The organism is Treponema sp. UBA753 (assembly GCF_002297325.1).
GTDB lineage: Bacteria > Spirochaetota > Spirochaetia > Treponematales > Treponemataceae > Treponema_D.
In genome coordinates this window covers 12168-28191 of the sequence record NZ_DBKJ01000129.1, presented here as the reverse complement: position 1 = coordinate 28191, position 16024 = coordinate 12168, and the positions used below count along the sequence as shown (strand labels likewise).

At 40.2% G+C, this 16024-nt stretch carries 14 protein-coding genes; 9 read left to right on the top strand and 5 right to left on the bottom strand.

Features of this window, described 5'->3' with window-relative positions; translation table 11 throughout:
* Positions 1-42 precede the first annotated feature (42 nt).
* The 4 genes from fliG to fliJ all read left to right on the top strand — a co-directional run bounded on the left by fliG (position 43) and on the right by fliJ (position 3930).
* Positions 43-1101 carry a flagellar motor switch protein FliG gene (gene fliG, locus B4C08_RS10290; protein WP_013701324.1) on the top strand — a complete coding sequence of 353 codons (1059 nt, stop codon included), beginning with the start codon at positions 43-45 and terminating at the stop codon, positions 1099-1101.
* A gap of 20 nt (positions 1102-1121) precedes the next feature.
* Positions 1122-2054 (top strand): flagellar assembly protein FliH, encoded by a 933-nt coding sequence (fliH, locus tag B4C08_RS10285; RefSeq protein ID WP_296665104.1) that lies wholly within the window; start codon positions 1122-1124, stop codon positions 2052-2054.
* An 86-nt stretch (positions 2055-2140) separates the two neighbouring features.
* The gene (locus tag B4C08_RS10280) at positions 2141-3490 is read left to right on the top strand and encodes a FliI/YscN family ATPase (RefSeq protein ID WP_296665101.1); all 1350 of its coding nucleotides are present in this window, start codon (positions 2141-2143) and stop codon (positions 3488-3490) included.
* Between the two features lie 11 nt (positions 3491-3501).
* The gene (gene fliJ, locus B4C08_RS10275) at positions 3502-3930 is read left to right on the top strand and encodes a flagellar export protein FliJ (protein WP_296665100.1); all 429 of its coding nucleotides are present in this window, start codon (positions 3502-3504) and stop codon (positions 3928-3930) included.
* Here fliJ and B4C08_RS10270 read toward each other — a convergent pair.
* From B4C08_RS10270 to B4C08_RS10260, 3 genes are all read right to left on the bottom strand, one after another.
* A complete protein-coding gene (locus tag B4C08_RS10270) occupies positions 3927-5579 on the bottom strand; it encodes a nucleoside kinase (RefSeq protein ID WP_296665098.1) in 1653 nt (550 codons plus the stop codon). The genes fliJ and B4C08_RS10270 overlap by 4 nt on opposite strands.
* A gap of 114 nt (positions 5580-5693) precedes the next feature.
* Positions 5694-6107, bottom strand: coding sequence for a ParB N-terminal domain-containing protein (locus tag B4C08_RS10265; RefSeq protein WP_296665097.1), 414 nt, complete (start codon positions 6105-6107; stop codon positions 5694-5696).
* A gap of 29 nt (positions 6108-6136) precedes the next feature.
* Positions 6137-8719, bottom strand: a complete 2583-nt coding sequence (locus B4C08_RS10260; RefSeq protein ID WP_296665095.1) for a penicillin-binding protein 1A — start codon at positions 8717-8719, stop codon at positions 6137-6139.
* Between the two features lie 112 nt (positions 8720-8831).
* Here B4C08_RS10260 and ribD point away from each other — a divergent pair, with 112 nt between their 5' ends.
* The 4 genes from ribD to ribE are packed head-to-tail and all read left to right on the top strand — an operon-like array spanning position 8832 to position 12324.
* Positions 8832-9983, top strand: a complete 1152-nt coding sequence (ribD, locus tag B4C08_RS10255) for a bifunctional diaminohydroxyphosphoribosylaminopyrimidine deaminase/5-amino-6-(5-phosphoribosylamino)uracil reductase RibD (protein ID WP_296665093.1) — start codon at positions 8832-8834, stop codon at positions 9981-9983.
* Positions 9984-10006: 23 nt separating this feature from the next.
* Positions 10007-10618, top strand: coding sequence for a riboflavin synthase (locus B4C08_RS10250; RefSeq protein WP_296665090.1), 612 nt, complete (start codon positions 10007-10009; stop codon positions 10616-10618).
* A complete protein-coding gene (gene ribA / locus B4C08_RS10245; protein WP_296665089.1) occupies positions 10608-11822 on the top strand; it encodes a GTP cyclohydrolase II in 1215 nt (404 codons plus the stop codon). Before B4C08_RS10250 ends, ribA begins: the two co-directional genes overlap by 11 nt.
* Positions 11823-11853: 31 nt before the next feature.
* A complete protein-coding gene (gene ribE, locus B4C08_RS10240) occupies positions 11854-12324 on the top strand; it encodes a 6,7-dimethyl-8-ribityllumazine synthase (protein ID WP_296665087.1) in 471 nt (156 codons plus the stop codon).
* Positions 12325-12463: 139 nt separating this feature from the next.
* Here ribE and hisS read toward each other — a convergent pair whose 3' ends face one another.
* On the bottom strand, positions 12464-13765 hold the full coding sequence (gene hisS, locus B4C08_RS10235; protein WP_296665085.1) for a histidine--tRNA ligase: 1302 nt from the start codon (positions 13763-13765) through the stop codon (positions 12464-12466).
* A gap of 150 nt (positions 13766-13915) precedes the next feature.
* Between hisS and B4C08_RS10230 the strand changes: the two genes are divergently transcribed.
* Complete coding sequence (locus B4C08_RS10230) at positions 13916-14722, top strand: type III pantothenate kinase (RefSeq protein ID WP_295799746.1); 807 nt, start codon at positions 13916-13918, stop codon at positions 14720-14722.
* Between the two features lie 11 nt (positions 14723-14733).
* Here B4C08_RS10230 and B4C08_RS10225 read toward each other — a convergent pair whose 3' ends face one another.
* Entirely contained in the window at positions 14734-15891 is a 1158-nt protein-coding gene (locus B4C08_RS10225; RefSeq protein ID WP_296665082.1) for an N-acetylneuraminate synthase family protein, read from the bottom strand.
* Between the last annotated feature and the right edge of the window lie 133 nt (positions 15892-16024).

Below are 16024 nucleotides of genomic sequence, written 5' to 3'. Positions count from 1 at the left end.
GTTGCAATGCTTATCCGCACTTGGCTTATGGAGGAATAGTTTATGGCAGAAGAACTTGTTGACGGCAAAAAAAGCAAGAAAAAGGGCGGAATCAAAGATTATAAGAATCTTACCGGCCGCCAAAAAGCCGCTATTTTCCTTGTTGCAATTGGAAGCGATGTAGCCTCTGATGTAATGAAGCACTTGCGCGAAGATGAAGTTGAAACTCTTACTTTTGAAATTGCTCGCCTTGATACAATTGACGCAGACTTTAAAGACCAGGTTCTTGAAGAATTTCAGGAACTTATGCAGGCTCAGAATTTTATTACAACTGGCGGTATTGATTTTGCCCGCGAGCTTCTTGAAAAATCATTGGGAAGCCAAAAAGCAATTGATATTATCAACAGGCTCACAAGCTCTTTGCAAGTCCGCCCGTTTGACTTTATCCGCCGCACAGATCCGGCTCATCTTTTGAACTTTGTTCAGCAGGAATATCCGCAGACAATTTCTCTTATTCTTGCGTATCTTGAGCCTCAGAAAGCCGCTACAATTCTTCAGAATCTTCCTGCGGAAATTCAGCCGGAAGTTTCAAAGCGTCTTGCCACAATGGACCGCACAAGCCCGGAAGTTCTGCGCGAAGTTGAGCGTGTTCTTGAAAAGAAACTTTCAACTCTTTCTAGCGAAGACTATACGGCTGCCGGTGGTGTTGACTCGATTGTTGAAATTCTTAACCTTGTTGACCGTTCTTCTGAAAAGGCGATTATCGAAACTCTTGAAGAAGACGATCCTGAGCTTGCGGAAGAAATCAAGAAAAGAATGTTTGTTTTCGAAGATATTGTTATGCTTGATGACCGTGCGATTCAGAAAGTTTTGCGCGAAGTTGATACACAGGAACTTGCAAAGGCTTTGAAATCAGTTGATACAGAAGTTCAGGATAAGATTTTCCGCAATATGTCAAAGAGAGCCGCTTCAATGTTAAAAGAAGACATGGAATATATGGGACCTGTCCGCTTGAAAGATGTTGAAGAAAGCCAGCAGAAGATTGTTAGCGTAATCCGCCGTCTTGAAGATTCTGGTGAAATTGTTATTGCTCGTTCTAGCGATGATGAAATGGTAGTCTGATTTGACTGGAGGCATTTAGCATGGCACAAACTGTATTCAGACCAGCAGAAGTTAATAATACAAAGGGCGAAGTTGTCCTTCAGTTTACAAAAAATTTTGCGCCTCCTGTAGAAGAAAAAGTTGAGGAAGTTCCAGAATATACAGGGCCTACAGCTGATGACTTGCGCAAGGAAGCGGAGGCTTTTAAGCTTCAGTGGGAAGATGAAAAGGCCAAGATGCTTGCAAAGGCACAGGCGGATGCCGACCAGATTGTAAAGAACGCGGAGGATGCTGCGTTTGCACAAGTAAAGCACCAAAGTGATCAGGCAGCTGTAATAAAATCTCAGGCGCAAAAAGAAGCTCAGGATATTGTTGAAAAGGCGAAGGCTGAAGCGCAGGATATTATTTCCAATGCAAAAATAGAAGAAAAATCCATTTTTGAAAAGTCAAAGAGTGATGGATTTAAAGCCGGCCATGAAGAAGGTTATAAGGCTGGAAATGAAGAAGCCCAGCGTCTTGTTGAGCGCATTCACAAAATGATTGAAGCTGTACAGGCAAAAAGGCAGGAAATTCTTGATAACACAGAGCAGCAGATTGTGAACCTTGTAATTTTGATAGTACGCAAAGTTGTAAAAATTATGAGTGAAAATCAAAAAAGTGTTATAATGTCGAATGTGCTTCAGGCTTTGAAAAAAGTAAAAGGCTCTGGAGATGTAACGTTGCGTGTAAATCTTTCAGATGTGAAGCTTACAACCGAGCATATTAAAGACTTTATCCGGCAGGTTGAAAATATCAAGAATATTTCTGTTGTTGAAGACAGTTCTGTTGAAAAAGGCGGCTGTATTGTTGAAACAGACTTCGGTGCAATTGACGCTCGCATTTCAAGCCAGCTGAATGAACTTGAAACTCAGATTTTGAATATTTCTCCTATAAAAACTGTGGGCAAGTCAGAAGTTATAAATCCCGACAGTTGATTCGTGCTTTTTTTTATTTGCAATTGCCGGACTTTGTTTTTGGCATTCTATTTTTTGCGCTTGCACTCGCTATGGGATAGTTTAAAATGGAAAACTTTTTTGATAAATACATTCATAGCATAGAACGGATTGAACCTATAAAATATACTGGCTCTGTCATAGGTGTAAAAGGGCTTATGATAGAAAGCAAAGGACCGCGTTCTGTAATTGGTGAAATCTGTACAATTCATATTCCAAGCATTCAAAGTTCTGTTCTTGCAGAAGTTGTAGGACTTGAAGGCTCTTCTGTGCGCCTTATGGCTTATGGAGAAACAAAAGGAATTGAAGTTGGCTGTGAAGTTGTTGCTTCTGGGCACGTTTTGGAAGTCCCTGTTGGACCGTCGCTTTTGGGGCGCGTAATAGACGCAACAGGAAAGCCTTATGACGGCAAAGGTGAAATTTTCCCAGAGGCTTATTATCCTGCTCTTGCATCTCCTCCAAATCCAATGGAACGCAAACCGATTGACAAGCGCATTGTAACTGGTGTTCGTGCCATTGATGGAATTCTTACAGTTGGAAAAGGGCAGCGTCTTGGAATTTTTGCAGGCTCAGGAGTTGGAAAATCAACGCTTCTTTCAATGATTGCGAGGAATACAAACGCTGATATAAACGTAATAGGTCTTATTGGCGAGCGTGGACGCGAAGTTATGGACTTTATAAAGCGCGACTTAGGAGAAGAAGGTCTTAAGCGTTCTGTGCTTGTTGTTGCAACCAGCGATCAGCCTTCTATTTCTAGGTTAAGAGCCGCTTATGTTGCAACTGCTATTGCTGAATATTTCCGCGACCAAGGAAAGGACGTTATGTTGATGTTTGACAGCGTAACTCGTTTTGCCCATGCGCAAAGGGAAATTGGACTTGCAACAGGCGAGCCGCCAGCGCAGAGAGGTTATCCTCCGAGCGTTTTTGACATGCTGCCTAAGCTTCTTGAACGTACAGGAACAAATGACAAAGGAAGCATTACCGCTTTTTATACAGTTCTTGTTGATGGCGATGACATGGATGAGCCTATTGCTGATAAAGTGCGCGGAACTTTGGATGGACATATTGTTTTGCAGCGTTCCCTCGCGGCTCGTCAGCATTATCCTGCAATCGATATGCTTACAAGCATCAGCCGTCTTTCAAAGAGAGTTTCTGGAACTTGCACAAAAAAGGCAGTGCAGCGTGTGCGCCGTTGGATTTCTGTTTATTCAGAGCAGGAAGAAATGATAAACGCCGGTGTTTACCAAAAAGGTTCTTCCCCGGAAATTGACGAAGCCATTGACCATCATCAGGCTGTTGAAGAATTTTTGTGCCAGGAAGAAAACTGCCATCTTACAATTAAAGACACATTGAAGTCTCTTTCTGAACTAAGCGGAATTGAAATTCCTGAAGATGAATATTCTGAATCTCCTGCCTGATTTTTATCTTTATGAAAAAATTTTCTTTTTCAATGCAGAAAATTCTTGACCTCAGAATATTCGAGCAGCGCCAGGCAGAAATAGAACTTGGCAAGGCAAATGCGGAAGTCGCAAGAATTCAGGGCGAGCTTGATTCCATTGCAAAAAGAAAAGTTTCCACAATAAAAAATTTTGATACAAATACAGATTTTCTTATTCAGGCTGAAATCCAGTCTTTTTTTTTCATGCTTGAGCAGAAGAAAGAAAAGTTTTTGGAAGAACTTGCCACGGCGCAGATTGCCGCAGATGAAAAGCGCGAAGTTGTCCGCAATGCAATGCAAAAGGTCAAAGTTCTTGAAAAGCTAAAGGAAAATAAATTCCGCCAATGGAAAAAAGACAGTTTAAAAGCTGAAGAACTGGCAGCCGACGATATTGTGACTGCCAGAAAAAAATGGATTTAGTATTTAAATGCGCTTCCGCCTATAAATTCCCTGATTATAGACTGCGTTGGAACTGAAGTTGCAGGAATTGTAGAAAAGCAGTTTAAAAATTGAAGAAGCCTGTTTGCCTCTGCGTATTCTTTTTGAAGCGGACTTACACATCTTAAAAGCGGTTCTGCATAGACTTTTAAAACCGGAAGCTCATAGTCCAAAGCAGTGTTCAGCATTGCATCGGCATTGTTCTGAAACGGGAATATGTGAAGCTGTTCGCCTTTTTGCACGCTTTCCCACATTGCGATTGTGTCTGCCGCGCTTTTTCCTCTGTAGCGGGAATCTCTTACAATTCTTCTTATAAGCCTGTTGTCGCTTGTTGAAATTCTATTGTGGTCGTCAAGGTTCAGCTGGGTTAATGCGGAAATGTAGATTTTAAACTTTTTATCTGCTGGAACTAAAGGTGTAAGCTTGTCATTAAGTCCGTGAATTCCTTCCATTATTAAAATATCGCTTTCTTCTAAAGTCATTGTGTCGCCTTTAAAATAGCTTACTCCGGCATGGAAGTCATAAGACGGCAGCTTGATTTGTTTTCCTGCAAACAGGTCAACAAGGTTTTGATTTAAAAGCTCGATGTTCAAGGCTTCTAGGCACTCGTAGTCGTAGTTTCCGTTTTCGTCTTTTGGAGTTTGCGCGCGGCCAAGATAATAACTGTCAAGGCTTATTACTTTTGGTTTGTATCCAATTGCTTCAAGCTGCAATGCAAGTTTTTTGCTGGTTGTTGTTTTTCCGGAAGAAGACGGCCCTGCTATAAGGACGATTCTTGCTGATTTCTTCTTGAGAATTTCATCTGCTATATTGGAAATTCTTTTTGTCTGAAGCGTTTCTGTTATGTCTATAAATTCAGATTCTTTTCGGTCGTGAATCAGCTGGTTCAAGCTTGCCGCAGAAGTTACATTTAGTCTTTTTCCCCAAAGCTTGTATGACTTGTAAATTTCAAAAAGCTTAGGCTGATCAACAAATTCCGTGAGCTTTTCAGGCTGACCTTTTTTGGGGAATCGCAAAAGAAATCCGTCGCTGTATGGAAGCAGGTCAAAAACATTTAAAATGCCTGTTGTTCCAACTAGCGGTCCAAAATACAAATCTGAAAAACCTTCAAGCCTGTTAATCTGGACTCGGGAAGGGCATCTGTAGTTCAGTTGCTTTCGGGTTTCTGTAAGTCCGAGTTCTTCAAAAAGCGAGCAGGCTTCTGAATATGAAATGAAATCTGTTTCAATTATTTTGTCATCTTTTATGATTTGCTCCATTTCATTTTTTAGCTTCAAAATGTTTTCTCTTGTAAGAGGTTCTCCAAGTTCGAGCGTGTAATAGTAGCCGTAGCCCAAACTGTGTCCGACTAGAAGCCTTTTTCCCGGGAAAATTTTGTGCGCCGCCGATGCTAGAACAAAGCAAAGAGATCTTCTGTAGATTGCGCTTCCGTCCTTTGAATCTGAAAAAACTGGCTCTATGTTTGAAGTTATGCTTACCGGGCTGTCCAAAGAGCAGATTTCATTGTTTACTTTTACTGCGACAATTCTTTTATTTTTTGCATTGAATTTCTCAAGGAAAAGAATCGGGCGGACTTCATTTTCTGCCTCTATAAATGAATTGTCTGGAAACGTGATTTTAATTTTTTTCATGTTGTGTGCCTCCGAAAATGATTTGCTGAATTTTTAAACATGATATTTTTTATCATTTAATTATAAGGCACAAAATGATGAAATGCAAAGAGAAATTGTTGTAAGATTTTAAAATTATTTTTTTCCAAAAAGTGATTTTATAAACTCTGCGATTTTTATAAAGATATTGGCGATGAATTTTAGAAAACGCATAATCAGCGGAGGATTTTTTAGTTTTTCAAGGCGCTTGTATCCTTCCATGAGTTCTTCATCTGTAAATTCCTTGCGCTGATTGTTTTCTTCAAGCTCCATTTCAAGCTGGCGGATATTGTCAACATTCGCGTCAAGGACATTTGCGTTGATTCTTTCCCAGCCTAAAGATTTTGCAGCTTCAAGCCTGCGCTCTCCTGCCACAAGCTCATAGTTGGAATTCAGCGTGATTGGATTCATAAGACCATAACGGTGCATGCTTTCTTTTAATGCGGTTAAATCTCCCAAATCACGGCGAACTCGTTTTTTTACTTTTATGTCTTCAATTTTTACAAGCATTTAATTAAAAAATAGGCAATCTTTGTTTTTTAGTCAAGAAGCCAGTTTGAAAAATCATCGGAATTTCTCTGCGGCTGCAAGAGTTCATATTCGGATTCTTCCTGCCTTATTTCAGAAGAAAGTTTTCCGCTCTTAAGGAAACTCAAGTCAACCATAAGCGGACTGTCGTCAATTCCTTCGTCAAAATAGTATCCTGCTCTGATTCTTGCTTTTTGAAGTCTTGCGGCTCCTAAATTTCTGCCAGAATCATCAGTGTGTTTTTTGCAAGGCTCGGTCGGCTCTGTTCCTGGATAATAATATGCGGTAATTCTGTTGCTTCCGCATTCAGGAGTTAAGATTCCGCCGCTTCTTGTGCAAACTTCAAGTTGAACTAGGTCTTTTGGCTTTTCATCATAGAACGGCTTGTACGGCTTTCCTTGGTTTGCTGCATTCATGTAGTCGCCCCAGGCAACACCTGCTAAAGTTGAGCCTGTAATCGAAAGTCCAAGAGATTGTCCAGGCTTATCGAATCCAAACCAGAAAACAGAAGTGTAATATGGCGTGAATCCAGCTGCCCAGGCGTCTGCCCAGTTCTGAGTTGTTCCGGTTTTTCCTGCTACAGGCATTTGGAATGTTTTTCCGTTTGAATTTACAAAGTTGAATTTGTTTCCGCGTCCTTTTCTTTTTCCTGTAACCCAATATGTTGAATCCCAGTCAGAGCCGTATCTTAAAGTTCCGCTTGCCACAGTATTCTTCATAATTTCCTGCATTATAAATGCTGTTTCTTCTGTAAGAATCTGCTTTGCTCCGTTTCTGGATTTTTGTGCGTCTGCCTGTTCTTTTCCAGGATTGAAAATTATGTTTCCGTTTTTGTCTTCAACTGAAAGAATTGCAATCGGCTTTACTTCTTTTCCGTGGTTTGCAATTGTGGCATAAGCTTTTGCAACTTCAATAGGACGCACAGAGCAAACTCCAAGTCCAAACGGATAAACCGGCTCAAAGTGCCTTGCTTCAAATTCGTTTGACGGAATTCCTAAAAGGGCGGAAGTTCTTTTTATTGCTGAGTCGAATCCGATTGTGTCTAAAACTTTTATTGATGGCACGTTCATGGAGTGGGCTAGAGCATACCAGAATTCAACATCGCCTTCCCACTGGCCTTTAAAGTCCTGTGGAATATAAGGAGTTCCATCTTCTTTGTGGAAAACCTGCGGCGTGTCGCTTATAATTGTTGTCATTGTGAATTTCTGGCTTTCAATTGCTTCAGAATAGTAAAGCGGCTTGAATGTTGAGCCAGGCTGAAGCTTTGCCTGTACCGCGCGGATAAACTGGTTTGCCTTGTCATATTTTGAGCCGCCAACAAGCGCGTCTATGTAGCCAGTTGAATTTTCAATGGCAATCATTGTGCCTTCGATTGTTGTTTTTTCTGCTTTCTGCTGAATCAAGGAATTTCCTTTGTTGACAATTTCAGTCTTTAAAGATTCAATTCCGCAGACCATGGACATTACGTCGATTATAGGATTTATTTCATCGCGGTACTGATTCATTGCTGTTGCCTGGTTTCTTTGCTGGCCAAGCTTTAAGTCCGGCAAGTCGAATACAAGGCTTAAAAGTTCTGTGAGCGGAATATATTTGCTGAATGTTGCGCGTTCATGGGAATTCATTGTGCGCTGGTAAATTCTGTTTGCCGCATGGATATAATCCTGCATTACTTCTTCTGCGGCTTTTTGATGTGAAAGATTCAATGTTGTGTTTACGGTGAATCCGCTTGTGTAAATGTCTTCTGTGCCGTAAATCATTCCGCTTAAATTTCTTCTTACATACTCGCTGAACCAAGGAGCTTCGTCATTTTGCATTGCGTGCGCGGAAGCGTTTGTTCTTGTGTAGTCAAAATTTGCCCAGTATGCGTCAAAACTGTCGTCCGCCTGCTGCTGGGAAATGTAGCCTGAATTTACCATCGCTTCAAGAACATCTTTTTGCCTTGCCATTGCTCTGTTTGGATGTTCAAATGGATTGTAAAAAGAAGGATTTGAAAGCTGGATTACGAGGATTGCAGATTCCGCCGGAGTTATTTCTGTGGCGTCGTGTCCAAAGTAATATTTGCTTGCCGCATTGACTCCGTAAGTTCCTCCGCCAAAATAAATTTTATTCAGATAAAGTTCTAAGATTTCATCCTTTGAGTATCTGCGCTCCATTTGGATTGCCCACCAAAGTTCCTTGAGCTTTCGCTTGACTGAATATTCCTGACGGTCGCAATACAAAGTTCCTGCGATTTGCTGAGTAAGTGTTGAGCCGCCCCCAAGCGAGCTTCTTGTAAGAACGCCGACAACTGCCCTGAACAAAGCTTTTACGCTGAATCCGTGGTGGCTGTAAAAAATGCGGTCTTCTCTTGTAAGAAGCGCATCAATCATGTGCTGCGGAAGATTTTTCAGTGCGATTATTTCACGTCGCTCGTCGCTTGCAAATTCAGTTATAAGCTCTCCGTTTATGTCCAAAAGTCTTGTAGGAAGTGAAGTTTCAAAGTCCGTGAAATTTTCAGTGTTTATTGTATTCCGTGTAGCTGCAAGTCCCGCTCCAAGAAGAGAGCCGAAAACAAGTGCAAAAAAAAGCAATGCTCCGCTAAGAATGAGTGGCATAGTCCCGCATTTTTTCATAACAACATATAATAGATAAAAATTTTTCTATTGTCAAACGAGCATAATAGCTTTATATTGACAATGTTTTTAGTTTGATATAAAACTTTCTTGTATGGCTGATTTTGAAGAAGAGAAAAACACTGTTTTTGTTCCTCAGAAGATTTTTATGCAGCGTGCAATTGAACTTGCAAAAAAAGGCGGCGGAAAAGTTCATCCGAATCCTCTTGTTGGTGCTGTAATTGAAAAAGACGGAAAAATCATTGCGGAAGGTTTTCATCACGAATATGGAAATCTTCATGCGGAGCGGGACGCTTTAAAGAATGCGGTGGAAAAAAATGCAGAAGTCCGCGCAGCGAATCTTTACGTTACATTGGAGCCTTGCTGCCACACAGGAAAACAGCCTCCATGCACTCAGGCAATCATAGAAGCCGGCATAAAAAATGTCGTGATTGGAAGCCGCGATCCAAATTCTCTTGTAAACGGGAAAGGCGTTATTCAGCTTGAAAATGCGGGTGTAAAAGTTTTCCGGGATTTTATGAAAGCTGAATGCGATTCCCTAAATGAAATTTTCTTCCATTATATAACTACTAAACGTCCTTTTGTGATTGTAAAATATGCACAAAGCGCAGACGGAAAAACTTCTCTTTCTTCAGGTGAAAGCAAATGGATTACAAATGAAAGTTCCCGAGAATATGTTCATTATTTGCGCGGAACAACTGCGGCTGTTATGTGCGGAATTCAAACTGTTCTAAAAGATGATCCGCTTTTAACTTGCAGAATTCAAGGCGAAGGATTGAAGCAGCCTATTCGTATTGTTCTTGATACTGAATTGAAAATTCCGCTTGAAAGCAATCTTTTAAAGACTGCAAATGAAATTCCGCTTATAATTTTTACTTGCTTGGATTCTGAAAAAAAATCCACTCTTGAAGAAAAAGGCGCAAAGGTAATTCATGTTGAAAAAAAAGATTCGCATATTGATATTTTGCAAGTGCTAAAAAAACTCGGCGAACTTTCAATTGACAGCATTCTTGTTGAGTCCGGCGGCTCTATTAATTCAAGTTTGTTTTTTTATGGCAAAGAAAAAAAATGCCTTGTAAACAAAGTGCTTTGCTTTGTCGCTCCTAAAATTTTGGGTGGAATAAACGGAGATGTGCATTCGCCGGTACAGGGAACAGAGTGCTCAAGCCTTTTGTCTTGTGTGAATCTTTCGCTGAAAAATATAAAAACTTTTTCTGGCGATTTGCTTTTGGAATATAATTTTTAAGAGCCGTGTTTGGAGGAATAATTTTGTTCACGGGAATTATAGAAAGCCTTGGTACTGTAAAAAATATTGTGAGAGCCGGCCATTCTTTTTCGATAGAGATTCAGTCTGATTTTAATGAAAGACTTGTGCTTGGCGAAAGCATTGCCGTGAATGGAGTTTGCCTTACTGTCGCTGAATTTTCTGGCTCTGTTTTTAAAGCCGATGTTACGCCTGAAACTTTTAGCCGCACTTCATTAAAAATCCTTCGCCCCGGAAGCTTTGTGAATCTTGAACGTGCAATGAAAGCTTGTGGAAGATTCGGCGGACACATTGTTTCTGGCCATATCGATGGAACCGGAAGAATTCTTGCTTTTTCAAAAGATGAAAATGCCGTGAATATTCAGTTTTCAATGGAAAAAAAACTTGGCGAGTTTATGATTGAAAAAGGTTCTGTTGCAATTGATGGAATCAGCTTGACTATTGCTTCTGTAAAATGGAGCGGCTCTACTTGTGTTATTTTTGCAGCGGTGATTCCGCATACTTGGAGCAATACCGTTTTAAGCAAAAAAAAGACAGGCGATTTGGTAAACATTGAATGCGACATAGTTGGAAAATATATAAGGCATTTTACTTTGGAGGAAAAAAATGAAGGCTGAAAAACTTGCGCTTATAGAAAAAGCTTTGCAGGATTTGCGCAGCGGAAAACTTATAATGGTTACCGATGACGAATCCCGCGAGAATGAAGGCGATTTGATTTGCGCCGCAAGATTCGCTACAGGCGAAAATATAAATTTCATGGCGCGGAATGCGTGCGGACTTATCTGTATGCCAGTAAGCTCTGAAATTGCAAAAAAATTTAATTTTTATCCGATGACATTTCAGAATCAGGACAACCACGAAACAGCCTTTACAGTTTCCGTAGACCATGTTTCAACGACAACAGGAATAAGCGCATTTGAAAGAAGTGCTACAGCTGTTGCGCTTGTAAATCCAGAGACGAAGCCAGAAGACTTCCGCCGACCGGGACATATGTTTCCTTTGGTTGCAAAAGACAAGGGAATTTTTGAACGTCAGGGACATACAGAAGCGACTGTTGATTTGTGCCGCCTTGCAGGACTTGAGCTAGCAGGACTTTGCTGCGAGATTATGAGCGAGGATGGACACATGGCGCGCCGTCCGGAACTTGAAGAAAAAGCAAAAGAATGGAATTTAACTCTTATAACAATTGCTGATTTGATTGAATACAGAAAGTCAACTGAAAAATTTATTGAGCGTGTTGCAGAAGCAAATCTTCCCACAAAGTACGGCGACTTTAAACTTTACGGATTTTTAGACACAATCACAGGCGAGCATCACGAAGCTTTGGCCATGGGAAATGTTTCCGATGGAAAAAGCGTTTTGTGCCGTGTTCACAGCGAATGTCTTACAGGCGACACTTTTGGTTCAAGAAAATGCGATTGCGGCGAGCAGTTTGATCTTGCGATGAAGAAAATTTCTCAGGAAGGAAGGGGAGTTCTTGTTTATCTTTCTCAGGAAGGAAGAGGAATTGGAATCCTTAATAAGATAAAGGCTTACAGTCTTCAGGACAAGGGAATGGACACTGTGGACGCTAACCTTGCGCTTGGTCTTCCAGAAGATGCCCGGGATTATTCGTGCGGAATTCAAATTCTTAAAAACCTCGGAGTTTCAAAGCTTCGCCTTATGACAAACAATCCGCAGAAAATTGACGCCATGAATTGCAAGGAAAACGGAATTGAAATTGAAGAGCGCATTCCGCTTGAAATTCCAGTTCAAAAATATGATGAATTTTATTTGAAAACAAAGGCAAAACGGATGGGGCATTTGCTTTCTAACGTTTAGCGTTTTCTAAAAAATGTTTTGGAGGAAAAAAATGAAAGTTATTGAAGGAAAAGTTGTTGCCGGAAACACAGTCAAAATCAAAGTTGGAATTGTCGCCGCAAGGTTCAATGAGTTTATTGTTTCAAAACTTGTCGCAGGCGCAAAAGACGGACTTGTCCGCCACGATGTTGAAGATGACGACATAACTCTTTGCTGGGTTCCTGGCGCTTTTGAGATTCCTGTTGCTGCAAAAAAAATGGCAGAAAGCAAGAAATATGATGCTGTTATTTGTCTTGGAGCTGTAATACGCGGAGCTACAAGCCATTATGATTATGTTTGCGCTGAAGTTTCAAAAGGAATTGCTCAAGTTAGCTTGCAGACTGGAATTCCTGTTATGTTTGGTGTTCTTACAACTGACACAATTGATCAGGCGATTGAACGTGCAGGAACAAAAGCCGGAAACAAAGGCTATGACTGCGCCCTTGGAGCAATTGAAATGGTAAACTTGCTCAAGCAGATGTAAAATAAAATGTCATTCCCGTGCTTGACCCGAAGATTTGCTGAAAATTTACACTAGATTATCGGGGCAAGCCCGATAATGACATTAAAATTTAGCCTTTGATTTGTCATTCCCGTGCTGCGACACGGGAATCTATTGAAACTTAACTTTTAATCTTTTTTGCGGCCTCTTCAATTGAAATGGCTTCAAAGATTTCCCTTGTCTTTAGGTTTTTGAGCGTTATTGTATTCGCATTTTCGTTGTTCCTTGAAAACATAATTCCCCAGGGAATTTGTTTTTTGTCTGTTACAGAATACTGCTTGTTGATTTTTACAGTGTCTGGGAATACTTCCACGGAAATTCCTTCTTTGCGAAGTTTTGCCGCTACTTCTTGATACTGAACATTCAGACTTTCATCAGTGTTAAATATTTCCACATCAAGGTAGCTTCCTTTTGCATTTGTAAGCCCAAGTTCAGAAAGACCTGCAATCAGCCTGTCCAAACCAATGCTTGAGCCTACGCCCGGCAGTTTTTCTTTCATATAAAGACCTGCGAGGTTGTCATATCTTCCGCCTGAGCAAACAGAACCTATTGACGGCAGTTTTTCAAGGAAAGTTTCGTAAACAATGCCTGTATAGTAGTCAAGTCCGCGTGTGATTGCAGGATCAAGCATATAAGTGTCTTCAATTCCCGCTGCTTTCATCATGCTGAAAATTGTTTTCATGCGCTTTGAGTCTTCATCTTCTCCGCCGGCAAGCCCTTCTATGTGTGACAGTGTCTCTTCAAACGAAGAAAGAGGCTTTATGTAGTCAATAATTTTTGCGCTTGAATCTGCGCTTCCTGTAATTTCTTCAAGTTCTGCAGAAACTTTTTCTTCGCCTACTTTAGCAATTTTGTCTACAGCTCTTAATATATCTTCAGACTTTTCTGAAAGACCAAGTTTCTTTAAAAAGCGGTTGAAAATGCCTCTGTGGTTCACGTGAATCTTTATTTCGTCAACGCCAATTGCAGAGAGAGCTGCTTTCATAAGGCTTAGTGTTTCAAAGTCCGATACCGCGCTGTCGCTTCCTACCGTATCAAAGTCGCACTGGACAAATTCTCTGTATCTTCCTGCCTGGGGTTTTTCTCCACGCCATACTTTTGAAATATGGTATCTTTTAAATGGAAAGTAAAGCTCTTCTTTGTGCTGAGCCGTGAACCTTGCGAAAGGAACTGTCAAGTCAAATCTCATTGCGACATCTCTTCCGCCGTTGTCTTCAAAGCGGAACATCTGTTTTTCTGTTTCGCCGTTGCTTTTTCTAAGCAAAATTTCTGTATATTCAAGAACTGGAGTATCTATAGGAACGAATCCATAAGAGCGGAATGTCTTTGTGAGTTTTTCAATTAAATCAGAACGTAAAATTTCATCTTGAGGAAGAAAATCTCTGAATCCTTTTAAGATTTTTGGTTGAATAAATGTTTCCATAATGAAATATACTATAATATAAATGTATTTTGCTCAATCAGTGTAAATCTTTGTTAATCGTTAGCTTTGTTCATGTTTTTGTTTCGCTTGAAAAAAAAGAGCAAATGCAATATTTTGAATTAAACGAATGTAACTTGCTGGAGGCTGAAATTGCTTTTTGCCGTGGATATTGGAAACACAAATATTGTCGCAGCTATCTTTGATGGCGATAAAATTGCTGTTCAGTGGCGCATTGCAACTGATTCAAGGCGCACAGGAGATGAATACACTTCTATTTTGCTTACACTTTGCAGAGAAGCGGGAATCCAGACAAAGTTTCTTGATAAAAGCATTATAAGTTCTGTTGTTCCTGCCTTGATTGGACCATTTGTTATTGTATGCCAGCATTTATGCGGAAAAAGTCCGTTTATTTTATCTTCTGATCTTGCCTATAGCGGTCGCCTTCCTGTTAGATTAGATTCGTCTTCACCTCATACAAACATTGGAACAGATTTGCTTTGCAATGCGGTAAGCGCATGGAATTTATTTGAAGGTAAAGGTCCTGTTATTGCAGTTGATTTTGGAACTGCTTTGACTTTAACTGTTGCTGATTCAAGTGGAATAATCCGCGGAGTTACTATTTCTCCTGGCTTAGGAACTGCTATAAAGGCTTTGGCGACTAATGCAGCCCAGCTTCCGTTTGTTTCTTTGGAAGCTCCGTCTTCAAGTCTTGGAATGAATACAGAAACTGCAATCCAAGCAGGCGTTGTCCTTGGGTACAAAGGTCTTGTTGAGTATCTTGTTCGTCAAGTTAAGGCTGACCTTGAAAAACTTACTGGAGACAAGGCTGAAACTGTAAAAGTTGTTGCAACAGGCGGACTCAACAAAGTTTTAAAGCCAATTACGGATGTGTTTACTGTTGTTGACAAAGACTTGACAATCCGCGGACTGAAGATTATTTCTGATTTGGTGTTGTAGAAGTTGTTTTTTTATCTTTGAATAAAATCTTCCCATTTAACTCCATCTCCTGAGCATACGTCTTTTTCCAATATGGAGTTTTCTATTATGGAAAAGTATTCAGGGCTTATTCCTGGAGAAAGAATTTTCTCTGTTCGCAACACGGAAATATCGTCTGGCTTTATTCTGCTTCCTTTTTTTAGTGAGCGCATATAGTGAAGGGAGCGGTTTGTTCTTCCGTAGTTTTCTTCTTCTGCAGCGGCAAGTTTTTTTATTCCCGTTCCCAACGCCGCTGAAATTTTTTCACTTGGAAATTCATATTCAAGCTGTTTAAGAATTTCTTTTTCAGCTGCATTTTCTAAATTTTCTTTTACGGCTTTTCCTTCTTTTTTGTAACGTTCTTGTATTGAAATTGCCTGCCTGACAGAATGAACCATTACAGCAAATTGTTCAGGTTCAAGAGCCACTTGGTCATCTAGCCCGCTGTCTTTTTTGCTTAGAGTAATGTGCTTTTCAATTACACTTCCTCCCATAAGAACTGTAAGAACAGGAACTAAAACTGGATCAAAGCTATGGTCGCTTATTCCTGTTGGAATTCCAAAAATTTGGCGCAGTGTTTTTACGCATTTTACGTTGTATTGTTCTTCTGGCGCAGGATAAAAAGTTATGCAATGAAGCAATGTTAAGTCTGGAAAGCATTTTTCATTTGCACAAGATTCTTTTTTATTTTGTATCGCTTGAATTGCTTTTTCTATATCGCCTAGTTTTGAAACTCCGCTTGAAATAATAATTGGAATTTTCTGATAGTATTCTGCGCATTTTCGTAAAAGCGGAAAATGATTCAGTTCTGGACTTGCAATTTTTATTGCATCAGGATTAATTTTTGCAAGCTCATCAAAAGATTTTATTCCGAAAGGTGAGCAGGCGAATAAAAGACCTTTTTTGTGAGAATATTCAAGGCATTTTTTGTAGAAATCGCAAGAGCATTCAAGTTGCTTAAACGTGTCATAAAGCCGGGTTTTTCCTCCAGGCAAATTTACAAATCCTGTATCCGGGTGCAAAATCTCATCGGCATAAACCCATTGGAATTTTACGCAGTCTGCGCCTGCAAATGCGGCCGCGTCAATAAGTTCATGAGCTTTTTCTAAAGAACCGGCGTGAGCAGTTCCGATTTCAGCGATTATCTTCATGTTTTTGATTATAATTGTTCAGCATTTGAAATTCAACAGAATGAAAAAAGCTTATTTTAAAACAAAAAAAAGGGATGTCTAAAAAGTATCTTTTTTGTTATTTTAGGGCTTGACCCGAAAATCTAAATGCATA